This is a genomic window from Cryobacterium lactosi, from assembly GCF_004403945.1.
Lineage (GTDB): Bacteria > Actinomycetota > Actinomycetes > Actinomycetales > Microbacteriaceae > Cryobacterium > Cryobacterium lactosi.
The window spans coordinates 18,771-40,849 of the sequence record NZ_SOHM01000029.1; the positions used below are offsets into that span (position 1 = coordinate 18,771).

Genomic DNA, 22,079 nt, shown 5'->3' on the forward strand with positions numbered 1-22,079 from the left:
TGAGTCAAGCACAGATCGGCTCTGGCCAGGGGATTATTCTGCGCTGGTGCCCGGGCGGGCCGGTGCGGGCCGCGGCGCCCAGCATCCGCCCAGCCACGTCGCGCCTAAACTCAACGGATGACCTCTCCCGCCGCGCCTGCCGTGCCCGCCGCTATCACTATGTTCGGCGCCGAGTGGTGCCGCGATTGCCGCCGGTCGAAGAAGTTGCTCGACGGCCTCGGTGTGGCATACGACTACGTGGACCTGGAGACCGTGGCCGACGGTGCCGACCGGGCCAAGGCCATCAGCGGCCGCACCCAGATCCCTGTGATCGTGTTCGCCGACGACACCCACATGGTGGAGCCCAGCGACGCCGAGGTGCGCGCCAAGCTCACCGAGCTCAGCACCGTCTAACCGGCCCCGGCCCGGAGCACGTCGAGCCCCAGGGCCCTGAACTCCGCGGCGAGCGCCGCCGGCACGACGTCGAAATCGGGGCAGGCATCCGGGTCGGCCACCACGGTGATGGCCAGCGTGCCCGCGTAGGACAGCGCCGCGAAGGCGATTGTCACGTTGCCGGTGGACGCGCTCAGCGGCAGGATCGCCGTGATCGGAGCGCCGAAGATCGTCATTGGCACTGCCGGCCCGCGCAGATTGCTCGTGAACGTGTGGATCAGCCGTTGCTGTTCGATGAACCGCTGGTAGAGCCCCACCCGCGCCAACAGCCTGAACAGCGGGCCGATCAGGGCCGTGGATGCGCCACGCACGCTCTGCCTGGCCGTGCGGGTGAAGGCCGACACCTGGCGAAGCCGGGACCGGGCGTCTCCCGCCGTGGGAATCCGCAGCGGGATCACGCCGCTCTGGTTGCCGAGCTGCCCGGCGGTGGTCTGCTGTCGGGCGGAGAACGGCACGGACACGACGACCTCGTCGAGCCGCTCGCCGCGGCCCTCGAGCAGCCGGCGTAGCGCCGCGGCGATGGCCACCAACAGCAGGTCGTTCACGGTGGCCTGGTCGGCACGGGCGACGGCCAGGGCCTGCGCAAGGTCCACCCGGATGCTCACGAACCGGCGCCGCGGCCCCGTCGGCACGTTGAGCGAGCTGCGGGGCAGCCGGCCCGAGCGGGCAGTGCCGGCGGGGCCGACCGGAGTGTGGCCCACCCCGCGCAGCTGTCGCGCCGCGGCGACGAGGCGCAGCACCCCGCGGGGCAGCTCGGCCACGGCGCGCAGCCGCAGCCAAGCCATGTCGGCGGCAATTCGGCGAGTCGTCGGCCGGGGCCGGGGAAAGGGGCCGCGGTCGGCCGGTACCGCACCGTCGGCGAGAGCGCCCAATACGGCCAGTCCCCCGATCCCGTCGGTGAGCACGTGGTGGAAGACCACGATCAGGGCGGCCTCGGCGGCGCCCGGCTCGGTGACCAGGATGGCCGCCCAGAGCGGCCGGTCGCGCGGCAGCGGGGTGCCCAGCCGGTCGGCGGCCAGCCTGAGCACGACCTCCTCACCGGCGGCATCGGGCTCGACCACCCTCACGTGCCGGCTGATGTCGAAGCCGGCGTCGTCCTGCCAGATCGGCCGGCCGCATCCGAGTGGCACCGACACCAGTCGCTGCCGCAGCCGGGGCACCGAGGCGACCCGCCGGCCGAGCTGTTCGATCACGCTCTGCGGATCGAGGCCGTTCGTCGTGTCGAGCAGCAGCACCGCTCCGACCTGCATCGGGGTGGAGCCGTGTTCGGCGACCAGCGACATGAGATCGTCGGCGCTCACCCGGTCGATCGAAGGTGGCCTGCGCATGCCTCGACGGTATACCCGTGCGCGGGTCACCGCCGGGGACGGCGCGGCATGCGGGTCACTGCGGCACTCCGAGCATCCCGGCCAGGGTCTGCAGCGCCGCGGCCTCGTGCCGGGTGAGCTGCGTGCCCCCGGCTCCCGGCGGGGCGCTCTCGACGGCCCGGCGCACCACATGCTCGGCCACCCTGAACAACCAGGCCCGGAACGCCGAGTCCAGGGCAGGGGCTTGGGCCTCGACCAGGGCCAACGCCCGCGCCAACTCGCCCAGCACCCGGGCCTGTTCGTCGGCGGCGCCGTCGATCACCCCCAGGTCGCGGGTGAGCACCTTCGCCTCCAGATCGGCCTCGATCTCCTTCACGATGGGCAACCCGTCCGGCTGATGAGCCTCCATCGTCAGGGTCTTCTCCACGGCCAACATCTCCGTCAGAACGCCCATCGGCCCCTGCGGTGACGCCCCCACCAGGTACAGGCCCACCAGAAACGGCGCGGCCCCCACTGCCTGCCATTCCTCGGCGGTGAAAGTCTCCCTGACGGCCATCTCAGCTCCTCCTCGAGCGCCGGCGCCTCCCGATCCACGGTACGCCTGCGAATCCTGGGCCCGCTAGACCTTCCGGCGCCGGCAGCACCTTATATCCGCCCGTTGCACCGCACCCACGCCGGGGGTACCGTAAGCGCAACATCGCACCCGGCCGCGGGTCACTTGTCGAACCGACCGCACCACTTCATGCACCGGTAGTCTTCACCCCGGGGGTACAGATGAACACGACAGAGCACAACGCGCCAGAGCAGCACTCGGCAGCGCCGATCAACGCGGTGCCATACAACGCAGCCGACGACGGCCTGACGATCTTCGACGATGTACACGAGGTGCGCGGTGAGCCCGTGGCGTTCGTCGGGTTGCAGCTGATGGCCGTGATCCTCAGCTACTCGTTCGCGCTGGGCGTGCTCGTGGTCGTCCTGGTCCCCGTGGCGCTGGCCCTCACGCTGCTCTGGCCGTACCTGCTGCAGATCCTGTTCCCTGCCGCGTCCGGCTGGTAGCCCCGGCCGCTGACGCCACCAGCACCGACTCCGCCAGCGCCTACTTGACCAGCGCCGCCCGGTACCGCTCGTAACGCGACTTGCCCACGAGCCGCCAGAGCAGGCGCACCGGAGCGGGCAGGTGTTCGCGTTGCCAGTCCGCCCCGCCATCCGGTTGTGCGGCGAGAATCGTGCCCAGCTGAATGAACATCTTGCCTTTGGGGGTGGCCTTGCGACCGTGCTCGGAGAGCGCATCAACCTCCTTGGGCGTGATGACGGTCTCGATCACCGGAACGATGTTGCCCTCCTCGTCGGGCAGGTGCACGGCGAGCGCCGCGTTGATGCCGGCGAGCGCGGTGGCAACGGATGCGGCATCCGCCGCCCGGCCGCTCGCCCGCCAGCCCGGCAGGCTCGCATCGAGCCGTTCGAGCTGCACGAGCATGGCCGCGTGCTGCTCCTTCATGCGTGCGACATGGGCCGCACACGACGGGGCGCGCCGCTCCAGGCGGCCCCAGAGCATGGTGTCCTCACCCTCGTGATGCGCGTGTAGCCCGGTGGAGAGCATCGCCAGGTAGTCACCGACGATGTCGGCCTGTTCCGCGTCTCCGTCGGCGACCCCGCCCACCAGCGCCGGGCTCTCACCGAACCCGGCCCGGAACATCCTATGGATCTCGGCCATGCCGCGGGCGTCGCAGATCTTCGCCGCGCTCGCTCGAGTGCCGCGATCGTCGGGGTTATCGCCGCTGGACGGCAGGGCTGTGGCAGCCATGGGGCCTCCTTCGTCGGACGTGCACGCTGAGACCGTAGCCGCGTGCCCGCTGCCGTTCAAGGGGTGCGGCTGCTCGAGCGGTGCCCGCGAGCCGCACCTCGGCGTCAGGCGGGGCAGGCGCCGCTCTGCCCCTGGCGCGCCACCCGCCTCACGGCGCCGTGCCCGCGCGACGGTTTCCGGCTCGGCGAACGCCCCCACCGCCGCCACACGGTCAGACCCGCCCGGCCGGCACGGTCGAGCCCGCGGGCACCGTCGCCGCCGCCAAGGACAGGTCCAGCGCGTGCACCTCGGTGTGGTCCAGTGCAGTGCGCACGGCACCGATGGACACGATCTCGCTGCCCAGGGCGGAGGCGAAAATCCGCGGCGGCATCAATGTGTGCAACGGCAGGTGCTGCTCGATGGTGGGGATCAGCGCCCGGCTAGCCTCGGCGATCGCACCGGCGAGCACCACGATTTCGGGGTTCACCAGCGTGGACAGGGTGGCGATGACCCGCGCGAACCGCTCGCCGAGCCGGTCCAGGATGGCCAGCGCCGCCGCATCCCCCGCCTTGGCCGCCTCGAAGACCATCTCGGCGGTCACCGCCGACGGCAGCCCTCCGCTCAGCCGAACCAGGATGCCCCGGTCAGTCTCCGAGGCGGCCACCGACCGCTGCACCTCCGCGGCGCCCCACTCGACGGCGAGCATCGCGATGCCCTCGGCGCCGCCGACCCCCTCGGTCGACGCGAGGTAGGCCATCTCCCCGGCGGCGCCCTGGCTGCCGTGCAGCACCCGGCCGCCCACCACGAGCCCGGAACCCAGTCGTTCCCCGGCCAGGATCACCGCGAAGTCTTCTGAGCCGGTGCAGTGCCCTCGCCAGCGCTCGGCGAGGGCGGCGAGGTTCGCGTCGTTGTCCACCACAACCGGCCAGCCGTAGCGTTCACCGAAGGCGTGGCCGATGTCAACGTTCATGATCGTCCAGAATTCGTTCCCCGGCACCGTGCGCCCCAGCGCGTCGACGGGCGCAGCCACGCCCACCCCTACCGCCAGCACGGCGCCGGTATCGGTCGCTGCGGCGGCCAGAGCGCGCCGCGCACACCTGTCGATGGTGTCGATGCGGGTGGGCGCCGAGGTGTCGGACTCGTCGAAGCGCTCAACCTGCTGGGCCAGGGTCTCGCCACGCATGTCGGTGACCAACACCGTGACCCGGTGGTAGCCCATGTCGATGCCCAACACCACGCCGCCGCGGGCGTTGAACTCATACACCCGGGCCGGACGGCCCTTCGGCACCGGGCCGGCGTCGGGGCCGGCCTCCACCACGATCACCCAGCCCAAATCGATCAGGTCGTCGCACACGCCGTGGACTGTCGCGCGGGTGAGCCCGGTGGCGTTCATCAGGTCGGTGCCGGTCATCGCCCCATTCCGCCGCAGCCGGTCGAGAAGGGCAAGACGGTTGGCCCGGCGCAGCACCTGCGGTGACGACGAGACGTCAGGACTCATCGCTTGACCTTTCAACGGGCATGTAGGCATAATACATCAGGCATTAAATATTTGATCTATATAAATGAGCAAAGGAGCTCGAATGCTGCCTGACCCCTCACCAACTGCACCCCACAGCCGTGCGGCAACGCCTCGGCGCCGGCGCACCGCGCTGCGCCGCCGCACGGCCGCCGTGCTGGCCGTGACGCTGGCTTCCGGCCTGGCGCTGAGCGGATGCGCCACCGCCGGCTCCGACGTCGTGACGATCCAGTTCATGCAGAACAAGCCGGAGGCCGTGGAGTACTTCGCCGACCTGGTGCAGCGATTCGAGGAGGAGAATCCCGACATCCGCGTCGTCCAGGGCAACAGCGAGGCCGCGCTGGTGCCCGGCCTGATTCGCGGCACCCCGCCGGACGTCACCACCCGCGGCTGGGCTTATGCCTCGGCCGACTTCGCCGCCAAGGGCATCTACGCCGACCTGTCCGACCTGGAGGCGGCCGACCGGGTCGACCCGTCCGCGCAAGAGCTGGTCAATTCCTGGGGACAGTACAACGGCACCGAGGTCAGCGCCCTGCCGTTCTCCCTCGCCGGCGCCGGGGTGATCTACAACGAGGCCATCTTCGCCCAGTTCGGGGTGGAGGTCCCCACCACCTGGGACGAATTCGTCGCCGCCTGCGAGGTCTTCGCGGCAAACGGCGTCACCCCGGTCTACGGCACCTACAAGGACAGCTGGACCCTGGCGCAGGGCCTGTTCGACTACACCACCGGCGGGCTGGTGGATGTGGCCGCGTTCTACGCTCCGCCCGAAGACGGCGCCGCCCCGGTCACACGGTCCTATACGAAGACCTTCGCGCCGGCCGTCGAGAAGATGAAAACCATCCTCTCCTACACCCAGAAGGGCGCCGCCACCCGGTCGTACCCCGACGGCAACGCCGCCTTCGCCAAGGGTGAGGCCGCGATGTACTTCCAGGGCCCGTGGGCGCTGTCCGAGATCAACGGCATCAACCCCGACATGCAGATCGGCACCTTCGCCCTGCCGATGACGAACGACCCGGCCGACACCAAGGCTCGCGTCAACGTGGACTCGGCCCTGTCCATCCTGCGCACTACGGAGCATCCAGCCGAGGCCCGCAGGTTCGTCGAGTTCCTGATGCAGCCCGAGGTGGTTGAGGCGTTCAACACCGACCATGCGGCGTTCTCGCCGTTGACGGATGCGCCGGCGCAGGCCAACCCGCAGATCGCCGGCCTCGACCCGCTCTTCAAGGCCGGTCGCTACTACCAGGGCGCGGTCACCTACATGCCCCCGGCCGTTCCCGCCCAGAACTACATCCAGTATTTCGCCGGCACCGGCAACGGAGAGGGTTTGCTGCGGAACCTCGACGAAGACACCCAGCGCGTGGCCGACCGGCTCGTGCCCACCACCACCAACTGACCAGCCCTGAGACGAAGGAGTCTTCTGTGACGCTACCCACTCTGCTCGAGGCCCCGCCTCGGGACGCCGGTCCCGCGCCGGCCGCCGCCCCGCCCCGGCGGCACGCCCGCCTCGACCGCACCTACCTGGTCATGCTCGTGCCGGTGCTGGCACTGTTCAGCCTGTTCATCGTGTTCCCCGCCCTCACCGGGGTGCTGTTCAGCTTCACGAACTACGCCGGCTACGGCGACTGGAAGTTCATCGGCGCCCTGAACTACGTGAACATGTTCAAGGACCCCACCATCCTGCAGGCCTACCTGTTCACCTTCTTCTTCGCCCTGGTGTCCACCCTGGTGGTGAACGTGCTCTCCCTGGCGCTGGCGCTCGCGCTGAACGCGAAGATCAAGTGGCGCACCGGAATGCGCACCCTGTTCTTCATCCCCATGGTGCTCTCCGGCCTGGTCGTGGCCTACGTGTTCAACTACCTGTTCTCCAACACCATCCCGGCGCTGGCCGACAGCCTCGGCTTCACCCCGCTCGCCTCGAGCATCCTCTCCGACGAGAGGTTCGCCTGGATCGCCGTCGTGTTCGTCACCGTCTGGCAGGCGGCTCCCGGGGTCACGATCATCTACCTGGCCGGCCTACAGTCCATCCCCGGCGAGGTGCACGAGGCCGCCGAGCTTGACGGTGCCGGCGGATTCCGCAAATTCGCCAGCATCACCCTGCCGCTGATCCTGGGCTACCTGGTGATCAACGTCATCCTGGGCTTCAAGGGATACCTGGGCGCCTACGAGATCATCGTGGCCCTCACCGGCGGCGGGCCGGGCACGGCCACCCAGTCGGTGGCGATGAAGATCTTCTCGGGCTTCACCGGCGGCGACTACGCCTACCAGATGGCCAACGCCGTGGTGTTCTTCATCATCACTGTGGCCATCTCCCTGTTCCAACTCCGCATCATCCAGCGCCGGGGAGTGTCCCTCTGATGACCGTACCGACCACCATCGCCCACCCTCCGGTGCAGCCGACGGATGCCACCGCTCCCCCGTCCAGGCGCGCCCTGAAGGCGCCCAAGGAGAGCTACAAGGTCAACTGGCCGCTCACCATCGTGCTTCTTGTGGCCGCGTTGACGATCCTCATCCCGCTCTACTTCACTGTCGTGATGGCGCTCAAGGGGCCGTCCCAGACCGGTGGAACGGGCCTGGAAACGCCGAACCCGGTCGAATTCGCCAACTTCCCCGCGGCCTGGGTCACGGTCGGCTTCGGCCGGGCCCTGATGTCCACCGCCTTGGTCACGGTTTTCAGCGTGATCGGCGCCGTGCTGGCCAGTTCGATGGTGGCCTACGCGATCGCCCGTAACTGGGAACGCCGGTTCTTCCGGGCGTCCTACGTCTACCTGCTGTCGGCGTTGTTCATCCCGTTCCCGGTGCTGATCCTGCCGCTGATCAAACAGACCGCGGTGCTCGGCCTCGACAACCCGGTCGGGGTGATCCTGCTGCACGTTCTGGGCGGAATCTCCTTCTTCTCACTGCTCTACATAGCCTTCATCCGCTCGATCCCGGTCGAGATCGAGGAATCGGCCCGCCTCGACGGCGCGTCCACCTGGCAGGTATTCTGGCGGATCATCGTGCCACTGCTGGGCCCGATGAACGCCACGGTCGCGATCTTCGCGTTCCTCGGCGCCTGGAACGACTTCCTGCTGCCGCAGATGATCATCGCCGACCCGACCCTGCAGACCCTGCCCGTGGTGCAGAACCTGTTCCAGGGCGAATTCAACACCGACTACAACCTGGCCTTCGCGTCCTACCTGATGGCGTTGGCGCCCACGCTGATCGTCTACGTGCTCGCGCAGCGCTGGGTGCTCTCCGGCGTGATGCGCGGAGCCGTCAAGTGACCATCCATTTGTTCGATTCTCATTCGATAGCAGAAAGCGAGACCGTATGACCCTCCTCGAATCCCAGACCAGCCAGAGCGACCGGAGCCTCGACGCCAACTGGTGGCGCCAGGCCGTGGTCTATCAGATCTACCCGCGCAGCTTCGCCGACGCCAACGGCGACGGCATCGGCGACCTCGCCGGCGTGATCTCCCGCATCGACTACCTCAGGGAGCTCGGGGTGGATGCGGTGTGGCTGAGCCCGTTCTACCCGTCCGCCCTGGCCGACGGCGGCTATGACGTGGACGACTACCGCAACGTCGACCCGCGGATCGGCACCCTCTCCGAGTTCGACGAGATGGCCGCGGCGCTGCACGCGGCCGGCATCAAGGTGGTCGTGGACATCGTGCCGAACCACTCCTCGAACCTGCACGCCTGGTTCGCCCTGGCCCTCGCCGCTCCACGCGGATCGGCCGAGCGGGCGCGCTACATCTTCCGTGACGGCACCGGACCCGACGGCGCTTTGCCGCCCACCGACTGGGAATCGATCTTCGGCGGACCGGCCTGGACCCGGGTTGCCGACGGCCAGTGGTACCTGCACCTCTTCGCCCGCGAACAGCCCGACTTCAACTGGGACAACCGGGAGGTGCGCGACGACTTCCTGCGCACCCTGGCGTTCTGGGCCGATCGGGGTGTGGACGGGTTCCGCATCGACGTGGCGCACGCCCTGACCAAGGACCTCACCGAGCCGCTGCCCAGCCACGCCGAGCTGCAGGCCGCCATGCCCGTCGACGGGTCGCACCGTCTGTTCGACCGCAACGAGGTGCACGAGATCTACGCGGAATGGCGTGAGCTGTTCAACAGCTACGACCCGCCCCGCACCGCCGTGGCGGAGGCGTGGGTGCCGGCGGAGCGTCGCGCCCGCTATGCCAGCCCCGAGGGTCTGGGCCAGGCGTTCAACTTCGACCTGCTCAAGGCCGAGTGGAACGCGGCCGAGTTCCGCAGCATCATCGAGGACAACCTGCGCGAGGCCGAGCAGTCCGGAGCGTCGTCGACCTGGGTGTTCTCCAACCACGATGTAGTGCGGCACGCGTCCCGGTATGCCCTGCCGGCCGGCACAGCCCAGCAGGACTGGCTGTTCACCGGCGGAACGTCGCCGGCACCCGACACCGAGCAGGGCCTGCGCCGGGCCCGGGCCGTCACGCTGCTGGCACTGGCGCTGCCCGGCTCGGCGTACCTGTACCAGGGCGAGGAGCTCGGCCTGCCCGAGGTGGCCGACCTGCCCGCCGACGCGCTGCAGGACCCCGCATTCTTCCGCTCCGCCGGCAAGGAGAAGGGCCGCGACGGCTGCCGGGTGCCGCTGCCGTGGACGGCCACCGGGCCCTCCTTCGGCTTCGGTCCGGGCGGCGCCCACCTGCCGCAACCTGCCTGGTTCTCCGAGTACGCGGCCGAGGTGCAGTCCGTGGACCCGGCATCGACCCTGGCCTTCTACCGGAGCGCGCTGGCCGCACGGCGTGTGCTGCAGTCGGCCGAACAGCTGACCTGGCGTGCGGCCGGAGCCGCGGACGTCGTGCAGTTCGAACGCCCGGGCGGATGGCTGTGTGTGACCAACTTCGGCGAGGTCGCGGCGCCCCTCCCGGCCGGCCGCATCCTGCTCGCCAGCGGCCCGGTCGGCGACGACCTGCCGCCGGACACGACGGTGTGGCTCGCCACGGGCGAGCTGTAGCCTGCGGCGTTAGGCGGGGCAGGCGCCGCTATGCCCCTGGCGCGCCACCCGCCTAACGGCGCCGTGCCCGCACGGCGACGCCGGGCACGGCCGCGCGACGTCGGGCACGGCAGGGCGAGGACACCGGGGCCGTTATGGGCATCCGGTACTATTCGACTACCGATCACAGATTCGCGATCCCTCAGGCTCGCAGGCAGGGGCACGATGGCGCGGGGATCCACCGTCGACGGCACCCACGTTGGCGGCCCGCTGGCCGGGAGTTCCCCGGTGCCGGACGCCCACGGCCACGACGACGCACTGCGCTGGCCCACCGGAATGCCGGCCGGCCTGGACGGGCACCTCCCGGTGGTGCCCGCCGGCAGCGGCGCGGTCATCCGAGATCCCCACGGCCGGGTGATCGGCGCCAACACCACCGCGGCGCGCCTGCTGCACCTCACCTGGGAGCAGTTGCTGGCCACCGTCGCAGAGGGTGCGCACTGGCAGCCCATCGACGAGCGCGGCCTGCCGATCCACTTCGACCGGGAACCCGGCTCGCTCACCACGCACGGCGGGCTCGGCCTCGGCGATCACATCGTGGGAGTGGCGCTGCCCAGCATCCACAACACCACCGATCGTCTGGCCTGGCTGAGCGTCAGCAGAACCGCGGCCGTGCACGCTGACGGCACGCCGATGGCCGAGATGGTCGTGTTCACCGATGTGACCGAGACTCCCCGCGGACGTGCGGCGACGGACCGGGTGTTCGCCGGCTACCGCGACCTCGGCGACAACGTCACCGACTTCGTCCTGCGCACGGCGACGCGGGGCGTTATCGAGTGGGCGTCCCCGTCGGTCTCCGCGGCGACCGGGTGGCCGATGGCGGCCGTGATCGGCCGGGTCAGCCGGGACTTCGAACATCCGGACGACGAGACCAGGTCTCGCGAGTTGATGCGTCGTCTCCTCGAGGGCGAGCGCAGCCAGGGCCGGTGCCGCCTGCTCTGCGCCGACGGAACCTACCGGTGGTTCGTCATCTCCTCAGGCCCCATCCTCGACCGCGACGGTGCCGTCATCGGCGGTGTGCACGGCTTCACCAGCATCGACGCGCTCGTTGACGCCGAACGGGCCACCGAGTCCGAGCGGGCCATTCTGCGCGCCTCCCTGGACAGCCTCGCCGACCCGTACGTCGTGGTCACGGCCGCCCGCGACCCGCACGGCGCCGTCGTCGACCTGCTGGTCACCGAGGCCAACCCGGCCGCCTGCGAATTCCAGCAGGCCACCCGGGACCAGCTCCTCGGCAGCTCCCTGCTCGAACAGCTGCCGAGCGCGATCGGCGATCGGCTGGCGCTGCTCTGCGCGGAGGTTCTCGACAGCGGCCGTGCGCAGGGACTGGCGAACGTGCAGTCAGAGGACCCCGTCCGGCAGCGCTGGTACGACGTGCGGGTCTCCCCCGTCGGCGAGGGCATCTCGGTGCTGCTGCGCGATGTGACCGATCAGCACCTGGCGGCCCTGGCCGTGCAGGAGTCCGAGCGCCGCTACCGGCTCCTGGCCGAGAACGCCTCCGATGTCGTTCTCATGGTCGGCCCGGACGACCGGATCGCCTGGGTCTCGCCGTCGGCGCAGGAACTGCTCGGCTGGAGCCCGGATGCCCTGGTCGGGCAGCTGTCGACCTACCTGGTGCACCCCGACAACATGGCCGAGGTCCTGGACACCCGGGACGCGTTCACCGACGGCATGCTCCAGCTCGCCCCGTTCCAGGTGCAGCGCAAGAACGGCGTGCACCGCTGGATCTCGGCGTCGATCCGGGAGATGCGCGACGCTAACGGCGACCTGATCGGCCGGGTCGTGTCGCTGCGGGACGTGCACGAGGAGACCCTTGCCCAGCGGGCGCTTGAGGCCTCCGAGCAGATGTTCAAGGCGGTGCTGACGTCTTCGTCGACGGGAATGATCCTGTGTGACCTGACCGGACGCATCCAGGTGATCAATGCGGCACTCTGCCGTCTGCTGCAACGCGACGAGGCCTGGCTGTTGAGCCGCCACGCCGATGAACTCGTGCACCCCGACGACCTGCGTGCCCTGCACCAGTCCCGGGCCGCCTCGGTCACGGGCGGGGGCTCCTCGCAGACGATGGAATTGCGGCTGGTGCGCGCGGATGGCGCCATCATCTGGGCGCGCCGCACCGCGTCGGTGATCCGGGACGCCGCGAACGCCCCCGAACGCCTGGTGGTGCAGCTCGAGGACGTCACCGCCGAGCACGAGGCCCGTGAGGAGCTGCGTTTTCACGCCTTCACGGACAAGCTCACCGGCATGCACAACCGGGCCTGGATCCTCAACGCGCTCGAACTGGACCTCGAGCAGGCCCAGCGTTCCCAGGGTGTGGTGGGGGTGCTGTTCATCGACCTCGACAACTTCAAGCTCGTCAACGACTCGCTCGGCCACGCGGCCGGCGATGAGGTGCTCGCCGAGATCGCCGAGCGGATGATGGGGGCGATGCGTTCCCAGGACCGGGTCGGCCGGTTCGGCGGCGACGAGTTCGTGGTCGTCGTCCCCGATGGGCGCGACCCCACCGAGGTGGAGCGGGTGGCCGAGCGCATCGCCGCCGCCCTCGGCACCGAACTCACCATCGAGGGGCACCGCATCATGCCGACGGTGTCGATCGGCATCGCGCTGTCCATGCCGGACTCCACCGCCGCCAGCCTGCTCCGTGACACCGACTCTGCCCTGTTCCAAGCCAAGCGCAGCGGCCGGGCCCGCTGGCAGTTCTTCGACGCCACCATGCACTCCCAGGCCATGACCCGGCTCACCATCGAAGACGAGATCCGGATGTCGCTGCTCGCCGGCGACTTCGTGGTGCACTACCAACCGCTGGTGGCCCTTTTCGATCGCACGGTCGTCGGCCACGAGGCGCTCGTGCGCTGGCAGCACCCGCAACGCGGGCTGCTGTCGCCGCAGGATTTCCTGGCCGTCGCCGAGGAGTCCGGCCTCATCGTAGGCATCGGCCGGTGCGTGCTCGACCAGGTCTGCGCCGTGCTGGCCGCGCATCCGGATGCCCCCGGCACGATCAGCGTGAACGTGTCGGCCGTGGAGCTGGCCCACGACGAGTGGGCCGAGAAGTTCCTGGGCATCGTGGACATTCACGGCGTTGACCCGTCCCGGCTGGTCGTGGAGGTCACCGAGACCGCGGTGATGTCGCTGCGGGCGCACACGGCGGGCAGCGTGGCGGCGCTCCGCGACCGGGGCATCGGCCTGCACGTGGACGACTTCGGCACCGGGTTCTCCTCGATCGCGGTGCTGCGCGACCTGCCGGTCACCGGCCTCAAGCTCGACGCCAGCTTCGTCGCCGACCTTGCTGCACCGGGAGCGGTGGGTCGGTTGGGGTCTGACGGTGCTTCTGGTGATGGTGCTGCCGCTGATGGTGGCGCCGGCGGGTCCACTGCTGATGGCGCGCACAATGCCGGCGCCCGCGGCTCCGGCGCGCTGGCCGCGGGGCTGGCCGGCCTGGTCGCCCACCTCGGCCTCACCGGGGTGGCCGAGGGCATCGAGACCGAGGAGCAGGAGGCGACGTTGCGCGCCCAGGGTTGGCAGCACGGCCAGGGCTACCTCTTCGGTCGCCCGGCGCCCTGGCCCGGCTGAGACGTGCCCGCCGCATCCGGATGATCACAGAACCCCCGACCACATACTTTCAGGTCATCGACAACTCGGCCGGCACGCCGGTGATTCTGCACGCCCCGCACGGCGGGCGCATCATCCCGCCGGAACACCTGGGCTCGTACCTGATCTCCCCGCCGGAGCTGGAGGTCGAGAAGGATGCCATGACCGATCACCACACGGACACCCTCGTCGCGGCGATCACCGGCGCCAGCGCCGTCATCAACTCGATGTCCAGGTTCGCGGTCGACGTGGAGCGGTTCCCCGACGAGACCGAGGAGATGAATGCCGTCGGCATGGGCGTGCTCTACACCCACGGCTCCCGCGGGCAAGAGATCCGCCGGGTGTCCGCCGCCGATGAGGCGTCGCTGCTGGAGTACTTCGCCGGCTATTCGCGCCGGTTCACCAACCTCGTCGACGCCACCCTGGCGCAGCACGGCCGGGCCGTGATCATCGACGTGCACTCGTACCCGCAGCGGGAACTTCCCTACGAGCTGCACGGCGGTGCTGCCCGCGCGCCGCTGTGCATCGGATCCGACCCGTTCCACGCATCCGCCCCGCTGCTGCGAACGGTGACCGAGAGTTTCGCCGGTCTCGAATCGGCCGCCAACACCCCCTTCGCCGGTTCCTACGTGCCGCTGAAGCACTACCGAACGGATGCGAGGGTCAGCTCGGTCATGCTCGAGCTCCGCCGGGATGTCTACCTGGACGAGGCCACCGTCGAAATCAATGAGGCCGGCTTCCTCGGTCTGCAGCAGAGCCTGCAGCGCCTGGTCGACCGGCTGGCCTGACCGGTCGGGGCACTTCAGGGGCACTGGGGTTCGCGGGCGGTCCAGGTCACCAGCGGCGCAGGTTGCCCAGGGTGCGGTCGCCGAGGAGCCAACTGACCGATACGAACACCGTCGCAATGGCCGCACCGGCGGCGGTGAGGAGGCCGAGCTGAGCGGCGAAGCCTGTGGGGGTGCCCACGAGGGTGAGCAGCGCCAGCCCGGTTGCGGAGCCGGCGACCGCGGCACCGACCAGGCGCAGATACCCGAGAGCTCCGCCTGGGCGGCTCACCGGTACGTGTCCGCGGGCCCGGAAGGTGCGCTGGAGCGCGAGGTGGGCGGTCTGCCAGCCGACGAGATTCGCAAGCGAAATGCCGGCTGCGATGCCGATAACCACGAATTCCGGCGGGAGGACGAGCGCGGCCGCCGCAGCCCCGGTGGCGGACAGGCCGGCAATGACGAGTTGGGTGACGAACGGGCCGCGGGCGTCCTGCAGCGCAAACGATGTGCGATTGAGCACGTACGCCTGGCTGAAGCCGATGAGCCCGACCGCCAAGACCTGCAGCACCGCTCCGATGATCGGGCCGCCGAACAACACCGTGGTGATCAGTGGCCCCAGCGCGACGAAGACCGCCGCCGCGGCGATGGAGACGTACGCGACCGGCTGCGCCGCAGCACCGGACAGCGCGGCCGTTTGGCCGACGTCATTCCGGGCGGCGAATCCGCTCATGCGCGTGTAGAGCGCCGTGGTCAACGACACGGTGACGATGCCGTGTGGCAGGAGCATCAGCAGGTAGGCGACCGAGAACGAGTTCAGACTGGGCCCGTCCATTCCCATCCGGTGCAGGGTCTGGCCGGCACCGCTTGCGACGTTGGAGGTGACCAGATAGGCCGCCTGGCCGGCGATGACGCCGAGAAGCGTCCAGCCGGCCAACGTCGACATCCGTCCCAGCCCGCCGAAGCCCCAGCGGAACCGGAATCGGAACCCGATCCGCCGGAGCGGGATGACGAGCAGAATGGCCTGAATGGCGATGGCCAGCGTGGCAGATCCGCTGAGGACCGCCACCATCTGCGCGTCCCATTCATCCACGCCACCCAGCCCCGACGGCAGCAGGGCCAGGAACACCACGATTCCCCCGATGCCCACGAGATTGGCGGCCGCCGGCGCCCAGGCCGGGGCACCGAAGACACCGCGCGCGTTCAGCACCTGGGAGAGCACGGCGAAGGCGATCAGGAAGAACACCTGTGGCAGGCACCAGTACGCCATCGCCGTGGCCAGACCATGCCATTGGGGCGACAGGGTCGTGGCATAGGCCCATACGATACCGGGGGCGGCCAGGGTGAGGATGACCGTCGCCGCGGCGCCGCCCACTAGAACGACTGTGAGCAACCGGTCGGTGTCGGCCTGACCGGCCGGTCCGTTCTGCAGGTTGCGCACCAGCTGCGGAACGAGCACCGCGCCGAGCACCCCGCCGGCGATCAGGGCGAACAGGTAGGTGGGCGCCGAATTCGCGATCTCGAAGGTCTGACCGCCGACGGCGACGCTGCTGCCGCCGATGGCCGCCACCAGCAGGATCGACTTGACGAAACCGAGCGCCCGGGACACCAGCGTCGCCGCCATCATCGACCCGATAGCGCCGCGTGCGCTCACCTGCAGCGCCCCAGCCCGGATAAGCAGAGTCGGCAGGCCGACGGTTGATCCCCCATCCGCCTAGACTCCCACAACCGTGGGGGCGCCAGTCGCCGCGTGGGCGCGCTATCGGTCGTTCCAGGGCGCAGAGGCGTCGACCCACTCCGTAGGATGGCCCCATGCCCGCAGCCACTGATCTCGAATTACCGACCGGGAGTGACCTGTTGCTCATCGAGCTGGCCCGGGAGGTCATCGATGCCAACACGGATGCCGGGCCGGACGAAGACGGCGCGCACACCATGGGCGCGGCCGTCCTGAACGCCGACGGCCGGATGTTCGCCGGCGTGAACCTCTTCCACTTCACCGGCGGTCCCTGCGCCGAATTGGTCGCCCTGGGCACGGCGCGGGCCAACGGTGCGCGAGACATCACCACGATCGTCGCCGTCGGCAACCATGGCCGCGGAGTGGTCGGGCCCTGCGGGCGAGACCGGCAGGTTCTCTTCGACTACCACCCGGGCATCCGCGTGCTGCTGCCAACCGCCGAGGGTGTGCGCGCCGTGCGCATCGAATCGCTGATGCCGTTCGCCGCAGCGTGGAGCATGGCGGATGGTGTCGGCCTGTTCGACGAGGACCGCTTCGGCTGAACAACCGGGGTTCACCCGGCACTGACGGCAGCTCATGCGGGCATCCGTCGCGGTGCCGGCCGAGGTACACGAAGGTCCGCCGAGGTATGCGGAGGTATGCGGGGCAGGCGCCGGTAGGCGGGTGGCGCGCCACCCGCACACCGGCGCGTGGCCCGCATGACGCCGAAGCGCGGGGCACACGCCGCTATGCGGGGCCCGCGCCACAGGTGCGCAACCCCCGCATAGCGGCGCAGCACCCGCATAGCGGCGCAGCACCCGCATAGCGGCGCAGCACCCGCATAGCGGCGCAGCACCCGCATAGCGGCGCGGCACCCGCACGCGCACGCGCACGCGCACGCCAGCATTGGCGCTGTGCCCCCGCACCGCAACCCCGCAGCATCCGCACCCCCGCATCACCCGCACGCGGGCACCCCGAGGTTCTAGCGCACGCCGCTCATCAGGCGCAGGATCGGCCGGGCGAACAGACCCAGGATGATGGCGAGCACGATCGCGATACCGCCCAACACCCCGAAGTACAACTGTTCGGGCGCCGTCGCATACCACTCGGCGAGAACACCGGAAATCGCGGTGCCGAGGGCGACGGACAGGAAGAACAGCGCGACCATCTGGGTTTTGAACAGCTCGGGAGCGAGCTTGGTCGACACCGACAGCCCCACGGGCGACAGCAGCAGCTCGGCGACGGTGAACACGAACAGGATGCCGATCATGGCCAGCAGCGGAGTCGAATTCGCCCCGCCCCCGGCGAACGGCAGGAACAGAAGGAACGCCATGCCCATGATGCCGGTGCCGAAGGCGAACTTCACCGGCGTCGACGGCTGCTTGGTGCCCCATCGGGTCCACAGCGCGGCGAACACCCCGGACAGCACGATGATGAAGATCGGGTTGATCGACTGCACCCACGACACCGGCATCTCCCACCCGAAGAAGCCCCGGTCCAGGCGCAGGTCTGAGTAGATCGTCACGACGGTGAACTGCTGCTGGTAGAGCGACCAGAACGCCACGCTCGCAATGAAAAGGGGGATGAACGCGTACACACGCTTCCGCTCCACCGCCGAGATGTTGCGGTTGCCCAGGATCACCACGAAGTACCCCACGGATGCGACGATCGTCACCCCGATCACGATGGTCACCAGGTTCGTGGCGGTGATCACTCCGAGGATCACCAGCACCACGAGGATCACGACGACCCCGGCCGCCATCAGCCCGTACGGCATATACCGGCTGCGCGGCAGCGGATCGGGAATCTCGTGGGACGAGGCGGGCAGCCGCTTGCGCCCGAAGGAGTACTGGGTCAGGCCGATCGCCATTCCGACGGCGGCGAGGCCGAATCCGTAGTGGAAGCCGACGGTCGACTGGAGAAGCCCGGTGAGGATCGGGCCGAAGAACGCACCCAGATTGATGCCCAGGTAGAACAGCGAGAAACCGGCATCCCGGCGGGGATCTTCCTTGCGGTACAGCGCCCCGACCACCGATGTCGCGTTGGCCTTGAGGCCACCGCTGCCCAACGCGATCAGGATCAGGCCCACGACCACGCCGGCCACGCCGGGGATCAGGGCCAGCCCGATGTGGCCGAACATGATGATGAACGCGCTGGCGTAGAGCACCCGCTCGGAGCCGGCCAGCCGGTCGGCGATCCAGGCGCCCAGGATCGTGGAGAGGTACACCGCGCCGCCGTACGCGCCGACGATGCCCGCCGCGGTGGCCTGCGGAATCCCGAGGCCGCCATCCGCCGCCGAGTAGTACAAATAGAGCAGCAGGATGCCTTGCATCCCGTAGAAGGAGAACCGTTCCCACATCTCCACACCGAAGATGCTCGCCAGCGCTCGAGGCTGTCCGAAGAACCGGTGGTCGTCCCGTTGGATCTGTGAATCAGGTTCCGTCATGCTGGTCATTGTTCCAAGGGTACTCTTCGCGCCCGCGACAGCTCCGCCCCGGCCGGGACGTTCGGCCTCACCGACGTGCGCTATCCGCAGGCTCTGACACCGCCGGCGGAGGGGCGCGCGGCTGGATCCCTGCCCCACCACGGCAGAATGAGTCCATGACCAGATCGGCGACCCTCAACCGCCCCCTCGCCCTTCTCGTCGCCGGCACCTTCTTCATGGAGAACCTCGACGGCACCATCATCCAGACCGCCGCGCCGGCCATGGCCCGCGACCTGGGCGTGAACGCCGTGGACATCAACATCGCCATGACCGCGTACCTGCTCACCCTGGCCATCGGCGTTCCGGTCAGCGGATGGCTGGCCGACCGGTTCGGCACCCGGCGCATCTTCGCGTTGGCGATCGTGATCTTCACCGTGGCATCCGCCCTCTGCGCATTGAGCACCTCGTTGCCGATGCTCGTCGTGATGCGGGTGCTGCAGGGAATCGGCGGCGCGATGATGGTGCCGGTCGGACGGTTGGCGGTGCTGCGCGCAGTCGAGAAGCGTGACCTGCTGGATGCGATGGCGTACCTCACCTGGCCCGCCCTGCTGGCGCCGGTGCTCGCGCCCGTGCTCGGCGGGGTGCTCGCCGATACCGTGGGCTGGCAGTGGATCTTCCTGGTCAACATCCCGATCGGACTCGTCGCGTTCGTGGTGGCCCTGCGGGTGGTGCCGGCGATCGACCCGACGCACCGGCACCGACTGGACTGGGCCGGCTTCACCCTGGTGGGCGTGGCCCTGGCCGCGCTGGTACTCGGCATGGAACAGGTCGGGGCGGCCCCGACGAACTGGTGGCTGGCCGGCGGGCTGCTCGCGCTGGCGGCCCTGGTGGGCGTGGGCGCGGTGCTGCGGTTGCGGCGGGCGAAGCATCCGCTGCTCGACCTGACCGCGCTGAGCATCCCCACCTTCCGGGTGGGCAACGTCGGCGGGCTGGTTTACCGGCTGCTGATCGGTGCCGCCCCGTTCCTGTTCGTGTTGCTCTTCCAGACCGGGTTCGGCTGGAGCGCGTCGCAGGCCGGGCTGCTGGTGATGGCCGTGTTCCTGGGCAACGTCGCCATCAAGCCGGCGACGAGCCCGCTGATCCGCCGGTTCGGCTTTCGCACGGTGATCATGGGCAGCAACCTCTGCGGAGCGGTGGTGTTCGTTCTGTGTGCGTTCGTCGACCCGGGCACCCCGATCGCCGTGATCGCGGTGCTGCTGTTCGCAAGTGGGGTGTTCAGGTCTATCGGCTTCAGCGGCTACAACTCGGTGCAGTTCGCCGATGTACCGGCGGCGCTCACCTCGGGCGCGAACACTCTGGCGTCCACCCTGCAGCAGGTGGCCGTGGGCCTGGGCATCGCGATGGCCGCGCTGATCGTGCGGGCCACCACCGCCGGCGCGACCCTGGTCGACCCTGGCGCGACCGAGCTCGGCTACCGCTGGGCGTTTGCGGTGCTGGCCCTGCTGCTCCTGCTCCCAGCTGTCGAGGCGTGGCGGATGCCGGCCCACGCCGGCGCGGAGGTCGCCGCCCGGCGGCCCCGGCTGGCGGCCCGCTGAGCGTGGCTCGGCGGCTCGGTGGGCTCGGCGGGCTCGGCGGGCCGGATGCCGCGATCTGCGGGGAAGGCGCCGCTACGCCGCNGATGCCGCGATCTGCGGGGAAGGCGCCGCTACGCCGCTGGCGCGCCACCCGCATAACGGCGCCTACCCCGCATAAAGCCCGGGGAGCCCGCGCGCAGCCCCGTCCAGCCTCACCTGCCGGGACTTCCACCCGCGCACTACCGCGCCAGCCGCCCTTCCGCGCGCAACAGCTCCGCCAGGGCTTCCAGCACGGGGACCTGCCCACGCACCAGCTTCGCCCGGGCCTCCGCGAGCCCCACCCAGCGGGCGTCGTCCACCTCGGGAAACTCCCGGAACCGGCCGGACCCCTTGGGCCACTCCAGCTCGAAGGTGTTGCTCACCACCTGGTGCACGACCAGGTCGACCTCGGCCGCGAACACAGTCACGACCTTGCCCGACGGCTGCCGGAACTCGCCCAGGAGCACGTAGTCCGCCTCGGGTGCCGGCACCCCGATCTCCTCCTCGAATTCCCGCCGGGCAGCGTCGAACGGGTCTGCCCCGAGCGGGTACTCCCCTTTGGGAATCGACCAGGATGCGGCATCCTTGCGCGCCCAGAACGGGCCACCCATGTGCGCGATCCAGACCTCCGGCTCCGCGGCATCCGTCAACCGGTAGAGCAGGATGCCCGCACTCAGCACCGCCACGGCGCCCTCAGGACAGGGCCAGGCGGGCGCGCTCGGCCGGCACGTCGAAGTCGGCGGGCGGCCAGGTGAGCTCCAGGTCCTTCAGCGCCTTCAGCAGCAGCTCCCGCACCGCGAGGCGGGCGAACCACTTGCGGTCGGCGGGCACAACATGCCAGGGCGCGGCCGCCGTAGAGGTGCGCTCGAGGGCGGTCTGGTACGCGGCCTGATAGGCGGGCCAGAGCAGCCGGTCGTCGATGTCGCTCGGGTGGAATTTCCAGAACTTGTCGGGCCGGTCGAGCCGCTCGAGCAGGCGCTTCTTCTGCTCCTCGGCGCTGATGTGCAGCATCACCTTGATCACGGTGGTGTCGTCGTCGACGACCTCCTGCTCGAACGCGTTGATCAGCTCATACCGCTGATCGATCTCCTCGGGCGGGGCGAGTTGCTTGACCCGGCCGATCAGCACATCTTCGTAGTGCGACCGGTCGAAGACGCCGATCAGGCCGGCGGTGGGCAGCTCTCGGCGGATGCGCCAGAGGAAGTCGTGCCGCAGCTCGGCCGGGGTGGGCGCCTTGAACGCCACATGGCTCACGCCCTGCGGATCGACGGCACCGACCACGTGGCGCACGATGCCGCCCTTGCCTGAGGTGTCCATGCCCTGCAGGATGAGCAGGAGCTTGCGCTTGCCGCCCGTCCGGCTGTCGGCGAAGAGCATCTCTTGCAGATGCGAGAGCTCGTTCGCGGCCGCGGCGCCGGCTGCCTGACCATCCGTTTTGTTGCCGGTGAAGCCGGGCGTCGAACGGGGGTCGATCGCGCCGAGGTCGAACCCGGGCCCGACCATGAGCAGGTGCCTGGATTCGTCGGTCCAGGCGGGAGCGGACTTCTTGGTGCCGGTTTTGCCGGTCTTGCCGGTTTTGGCCACAACGGTTCCCTTCGTCGGATGCTGCCATTCTGCTCTGACGGCTCCGCCTGGTCGAGCCTGACCCGCGTTCGGCTCCGCACGCAGGCACCCCGAATCGGCTCGTGCCGAACGCTCAGGACCGCCGAATTCGCGGTATGCGGGCAACGCGCCGCTGCGCCGGTGGCGCGCCACCCGCGCACCGGCGCCTGACCCGCATGAGGCGGATGCCCGCGACCGCACCGCCATTCCGGGAGTGCGCGGGAGGAAGAAGTGGCGATTCCGTGACGAATTGCCCGTTTCGCCCCACTCATAGGTAGGGCGATCACTCGCTCCGGCGTCGTGGCCGCTCGGCCCCGGCCGATGCGCGCCCCGC

17 protein-coding genes and 1 pseudogene are annotated in these 22,079 nt (G+C 69.7%); 10 read left to right on the plus strand and 8 right to left on the minus strand.

All coding sequences use genetic code 11. The features are described 5' to 3' along the window. The first annotated feature begins 117 nt into the window (after positions 1-117). A complete protein-coding gene (locus E3T61_RS11835; RefSeq protein ID WP_134641065.1) occupies positions 118-393 on the plus strand; it encodes a glutaredoxin family protein in 276 nt (91 codons plus the stop codon). Here the strand turns inward: E3T61_RS11835 and E3T61_RS11840 are convergent. Then, on the minus strand, positions 390-1,760 hold the full coding sequence (locus E3T61_RS11840) for a wax ester/triacylglycerol synthase domain-containing protein (protein WP_166793213.1): 1,371 nt from the start codon (positions 1,758-1,760) through the stop codon (positions 390-392). The two genes, E3T61_RS11835 and E3T61_RS11840, sit on opposite strands and share 4 nt — an antisense overlap. A 55-nt stretch (positions 1,761-1,815) precedes the next feature. Continuing rightward, positions 1,816-2,295: a hypothetical protein gene (locus E3T61_RS11845; protein WP_134641067.1), complete on the minus strand. Its 480-nt coding sequence runs from the start codon at positions 2,293-2,295 to the stop codon at positions 1,816-1,818. Between the two features lie 218 nt (positions 2,296-2,513). On the opposite strand from E3T61_RS11845, the gene E3T61_RS11850 reads away from it, so the two are divergent. Next, positions 2,514-2,795, plus strand: coding sequence for a hypothetical protein (locus E3T61_RS11850; RefSeq protein WP_134641068.1), 282 nt, complete (start codon positions 2,514-2,516; stop codon positions 2,793-2,795). 277 nt (positions 2,796-3,072) lie between these two features. On the opposite strand, the pseudogene E3T61_RS11855 reads toward E3T61_RS11850, so the two are convergent. Then, positions 3,073-3,543, minus strand: a pseudogene (locus tag E3T61_RS11855) (hemerythrin domain-containing protein); the annotation flags it as partial. A 211-nt stretch (positions 3,544-3,754) separates the two neighbouring features. Then, the gene (locus E3T61_RS11860; protein WP_134641070.1) at positions 3,755-5,020 is read right to left on the minus strand and encodes an ROK family protein; all 1,266 of its coding nucleotides are present in this window, start codon (positions 5,018-5,020) and stop codon (positions 3,755-3,757) included. Positions 5,021-5,102: 82 nt separating this feature from the next. On the opposite strand from E3T61_RS11860, the gene E3T61_RS11865 reads away from it, so the two are divergent. From E3T61_RS11865 to E3T61_RS11890, 6 genes are all read left to right on the plus strand, one after another. Then, positions 5,103-6,431 carry an ABC transporter substrate-binding protein gene (locus E3T61_RS11865; RefSeq protein ID WP_134641071.1) on the plus strand — a complete coding sequence of 443 codons (1,329 nt, stop codon included), beginning with the start codon at positions 5,103-5,105 and terminating at the stop codon, positions 6,429-6,431. Positions 6,432-6,457: 26 nt separating this feature from the next. Beyond that, complete coding sequence (locus E3T61_RS11870; protein ID WP_241992532.1) at positions 6,458-7,393, plus strand: carbohydrate ABC transporter permease; 936 nt, start codon at positions 6,458-6,460, stop codon at positions 7,391-7,393. Next, positions 7,393-8,301 (plus strand): carbohydrate ABC transporter permease, encoded by a 909-nt coding sequence (locus tag E3T61_RS11875; protein ID WP_134641072.1) that lies wholly within the window; start codon positions 7,393-7,395, stop codon positions 8,299-8,301. The genes E3T61_RS11870 and E3T61_RS11875 overlap by 1 nt, the downstream gene beginning before the upstream one ends. Before the next feature lie 46 nt (positions 8,302-8,347). Then, the gene (locus E3T61_RS11880; protein ID WP_134641073.1) at positions 8,348-10,006 is read left to right on the plus strand and encodes a glycoside hydrolase family 13 protein; all 1,659 of its coding nucleotides are present in this window, start codon (positions 8,348-8,350) and stop codon (positions 10,004-10,006) included. A gap of 204 nt (positions 10,007-10,210) precedes the next feature. Next, positions 10,211-13,612 carry a sensor domain-containing protein gene (locus E3T61_RS11885; protein ID WP_166793214.1) on the plus strand — a complete coding sequence of 1,134 codons (3,402 nt, stop codon included), beginning with the start codon at positions 10,211-10,213 and terminating at the stop codon, positions 13,610-13,612. A gap of 20 nt (positions 13,613-13,632) precedes the next feature. Next, the gene (locus E3T61_RS11890) at positions 13,633-14,418 is read left to right on the plus strand and encodes an N-formylglutamate amidohydrolase (protein WP_134641075.1); all 786 of its coding nucleotides are present in this window, start codon (positions 13,633-13,635) and stop codon (positions 14,416-14,418) included. A 46-nt stretch (positions 14,419-14,464) separates the two neighbouring features. On the opposite strand, the gene murJ is transcribed toward E3T61_RS11890, so the two are convergent. After that, positions 14,465-16,045 carry a murein biosynthesis integral membrane protein MurJ gene (gene murJ, locus E3T61_RS11895; RefSeq protein ID WP_134641076.1) on the minus strand — a complete coding sequence of 527 codons (1,581 nt, stop codon included), beginning with the start codon at positions 16,043-16,045 and terminating at the stop codon, positions 14,465-14,467. 158 nt (positions 16,046-16,203) lie between these two features. Between murJ and E3T61_RS11900 the strand changes: the two genes are divergently transcribed. Then, complete coding sequence (locus E3T61_RS11900) at positions 16,204-16,668, plus strand: cytidine deaminase family protein (RefSeq protein ID WP_198418680.1); 465 nt, start codon at positions 16,204-16,206, stop codon at positions 16,666-16,668. A 419-nt stretch (positions 16,669-17,087) separates the two neighbouring features. On the opposite strand, the gene E3T61_RS11905 is transcribed toward E3T61_RS11900, so the two are convergent. Beyond that, entirely contained in the window at positions 17,088-18,560 is a 1,473-nt protein-coding gene (locus E3T61_RS11905; RefSeq protein WP_134641077.1) for a peptide MFS transporter, read from the minus strand. Positions 18,561-18,706: 146 nt separating this feature from the next. Here E3T61_RS11905 and E3T61_RS11910 point away from each other — a divergent pair, with 146 nt between their 5' ends. After that, positions 18,707-20,125 (plus strand): MFS transporter, encoded by a 1,419-nt coding sequence (locus E3T61_RS11910; RefSeq protein WP_134641078.1) that lies wholly within the window; start codon positions 18,707-18,709, stop codon positions 20,123-20,125. 218 nt (positions 20,126-20,343) lie between these two features. Here the strand turns inward: E3T61_RS11910 and E3T61_RS11915 are convergent, their stop codons facing one another. Both E3T61_RS11915 and E3T61_RS11920 read right to left on the minus strand, forming a co-directional pair. Next, the gene (locus tag E3T61_RS11915; RefSeq protein WP_134641079.1) at positions 20,344-20,829 is read right to left on the minus strand and encodes an NUDIX hydrolase; all 486 of its coding nucleotides are present in this window, start codon (positions 20,827-20,829) and stop codon (positions 20,344-20,346) included. 7 nt (positions 20,830-20,836) lie between these two features. Further along, positions 20,837-21,646, minus strand: a complete 810-nt coding sequence (locus E3T61_RS11920; RefSeq protein WP_134641182.1) for a PPK2 family polyphosphate kinase — start codon at positions 21,644-21,646, stop codon at positions 20,837-20,839. Between the last annotated feature and the right edge of the window lie 433 nt (positions 21,647-22,079).

Bases quoted from the DNA above. Each gene is read 5' to 3' on its own strand.
- E3T61_RS11910 (WP_134641078.1), top strand. From the start codon at position 18,707: ATGACCAGATCGGCGACCCTCAACCGCCCCCTCGCCCTTCTCGTCGCC.
- E3T61_RS11905 (WP_134641077.1), bottom strand. From the start codon at position 18,560: ATGACCAGCATGACGGAACCTGATTCACAGATCCAACGGGACGACCAC.
- E3T61_RS11875 (WP_134641072.1), top strand. From the start codon at position 7,393: ATGACCGTACCGACCACCATCGCCCACCCTCCGGTGCAGCCGACGGAT.
- E3T61_RS11845 (WP_134641067.1), bottom strand. From the start codon at position 2,295: ATGGCCGTCAGGGAGACTTTCACCGCCGAGGAATGGCAGGCAGTGGGG.
- E3T61_RS11840 (WP_166793213.1), bottom strand. From the start codon at position 1,760: ATGCGCAGGCCACCTTCGATCGACCGGGTGAGCGCCGACGATCTCATG.
- E3T61_RS11860 (WP_134641070.1), bottom strand. From the start codon at position 5,020: ATGAGTCCTGACGTCTCGTCGTCACCGCAGGTGCTGCGCCGGGCCAAC.
- E3T61_RS11885 (WP_166793214.1), top strand. From the start codon at position 10,211: ATGGCGCGGGGATCCACCGTCGACGGCACCCACGTTGGCGGCCCGCTG.
- E3T61_RS11850 (WP_134641068.1), top strand. From the start codon at position 2,514: ATGAACACGACAGAGCACAACGCGCCAGAGCAGCACTCGGCAGCGCCG.
- E3T61_RS11880 (WP_134641073.1), top strand. From the start codon at position 8,348: ATGACCCTCCTCGAATCCCAGACCAGCCAGAGCGACCGGAGCCTCGAC.
- E3T61_RS11900 (WP_198418680.1), top strand. From the start codon at position 16,204: ATGCCCGCAGCCACTGATCTCGAATTACCGACCGGGAGTGACCTGTTG.
- E3T61_RS11920 (WP_134641182.1), bottom strand. From the start codon at position 21,646: ATGGTCGGGCCCGGGTTCGACCTCGGCGCGATCGACCCCCGTTCGACG.
- E3T61_RS11835 (WP_134641065.1), top strand. From the start codon at position 118: ATGACCTCTCCCGCCGCGCCTGCCGTGCCCGCCGCTATCACTATGTTC.
- E3T61_RS11865 (WP_134641071.1), top strand. From the start codon at position 5,103: ATGCTGCCTGACCCCTCACCAACTGCACCCCACAGCCGTGCGGCAACG.
- E3T61_RS11890 (WP_134641075.1), top strand. From the start codon at position 13,633: ATGATCACAGAACCCCCGACCACATACTTTCAGGTCATCGACAACTCG.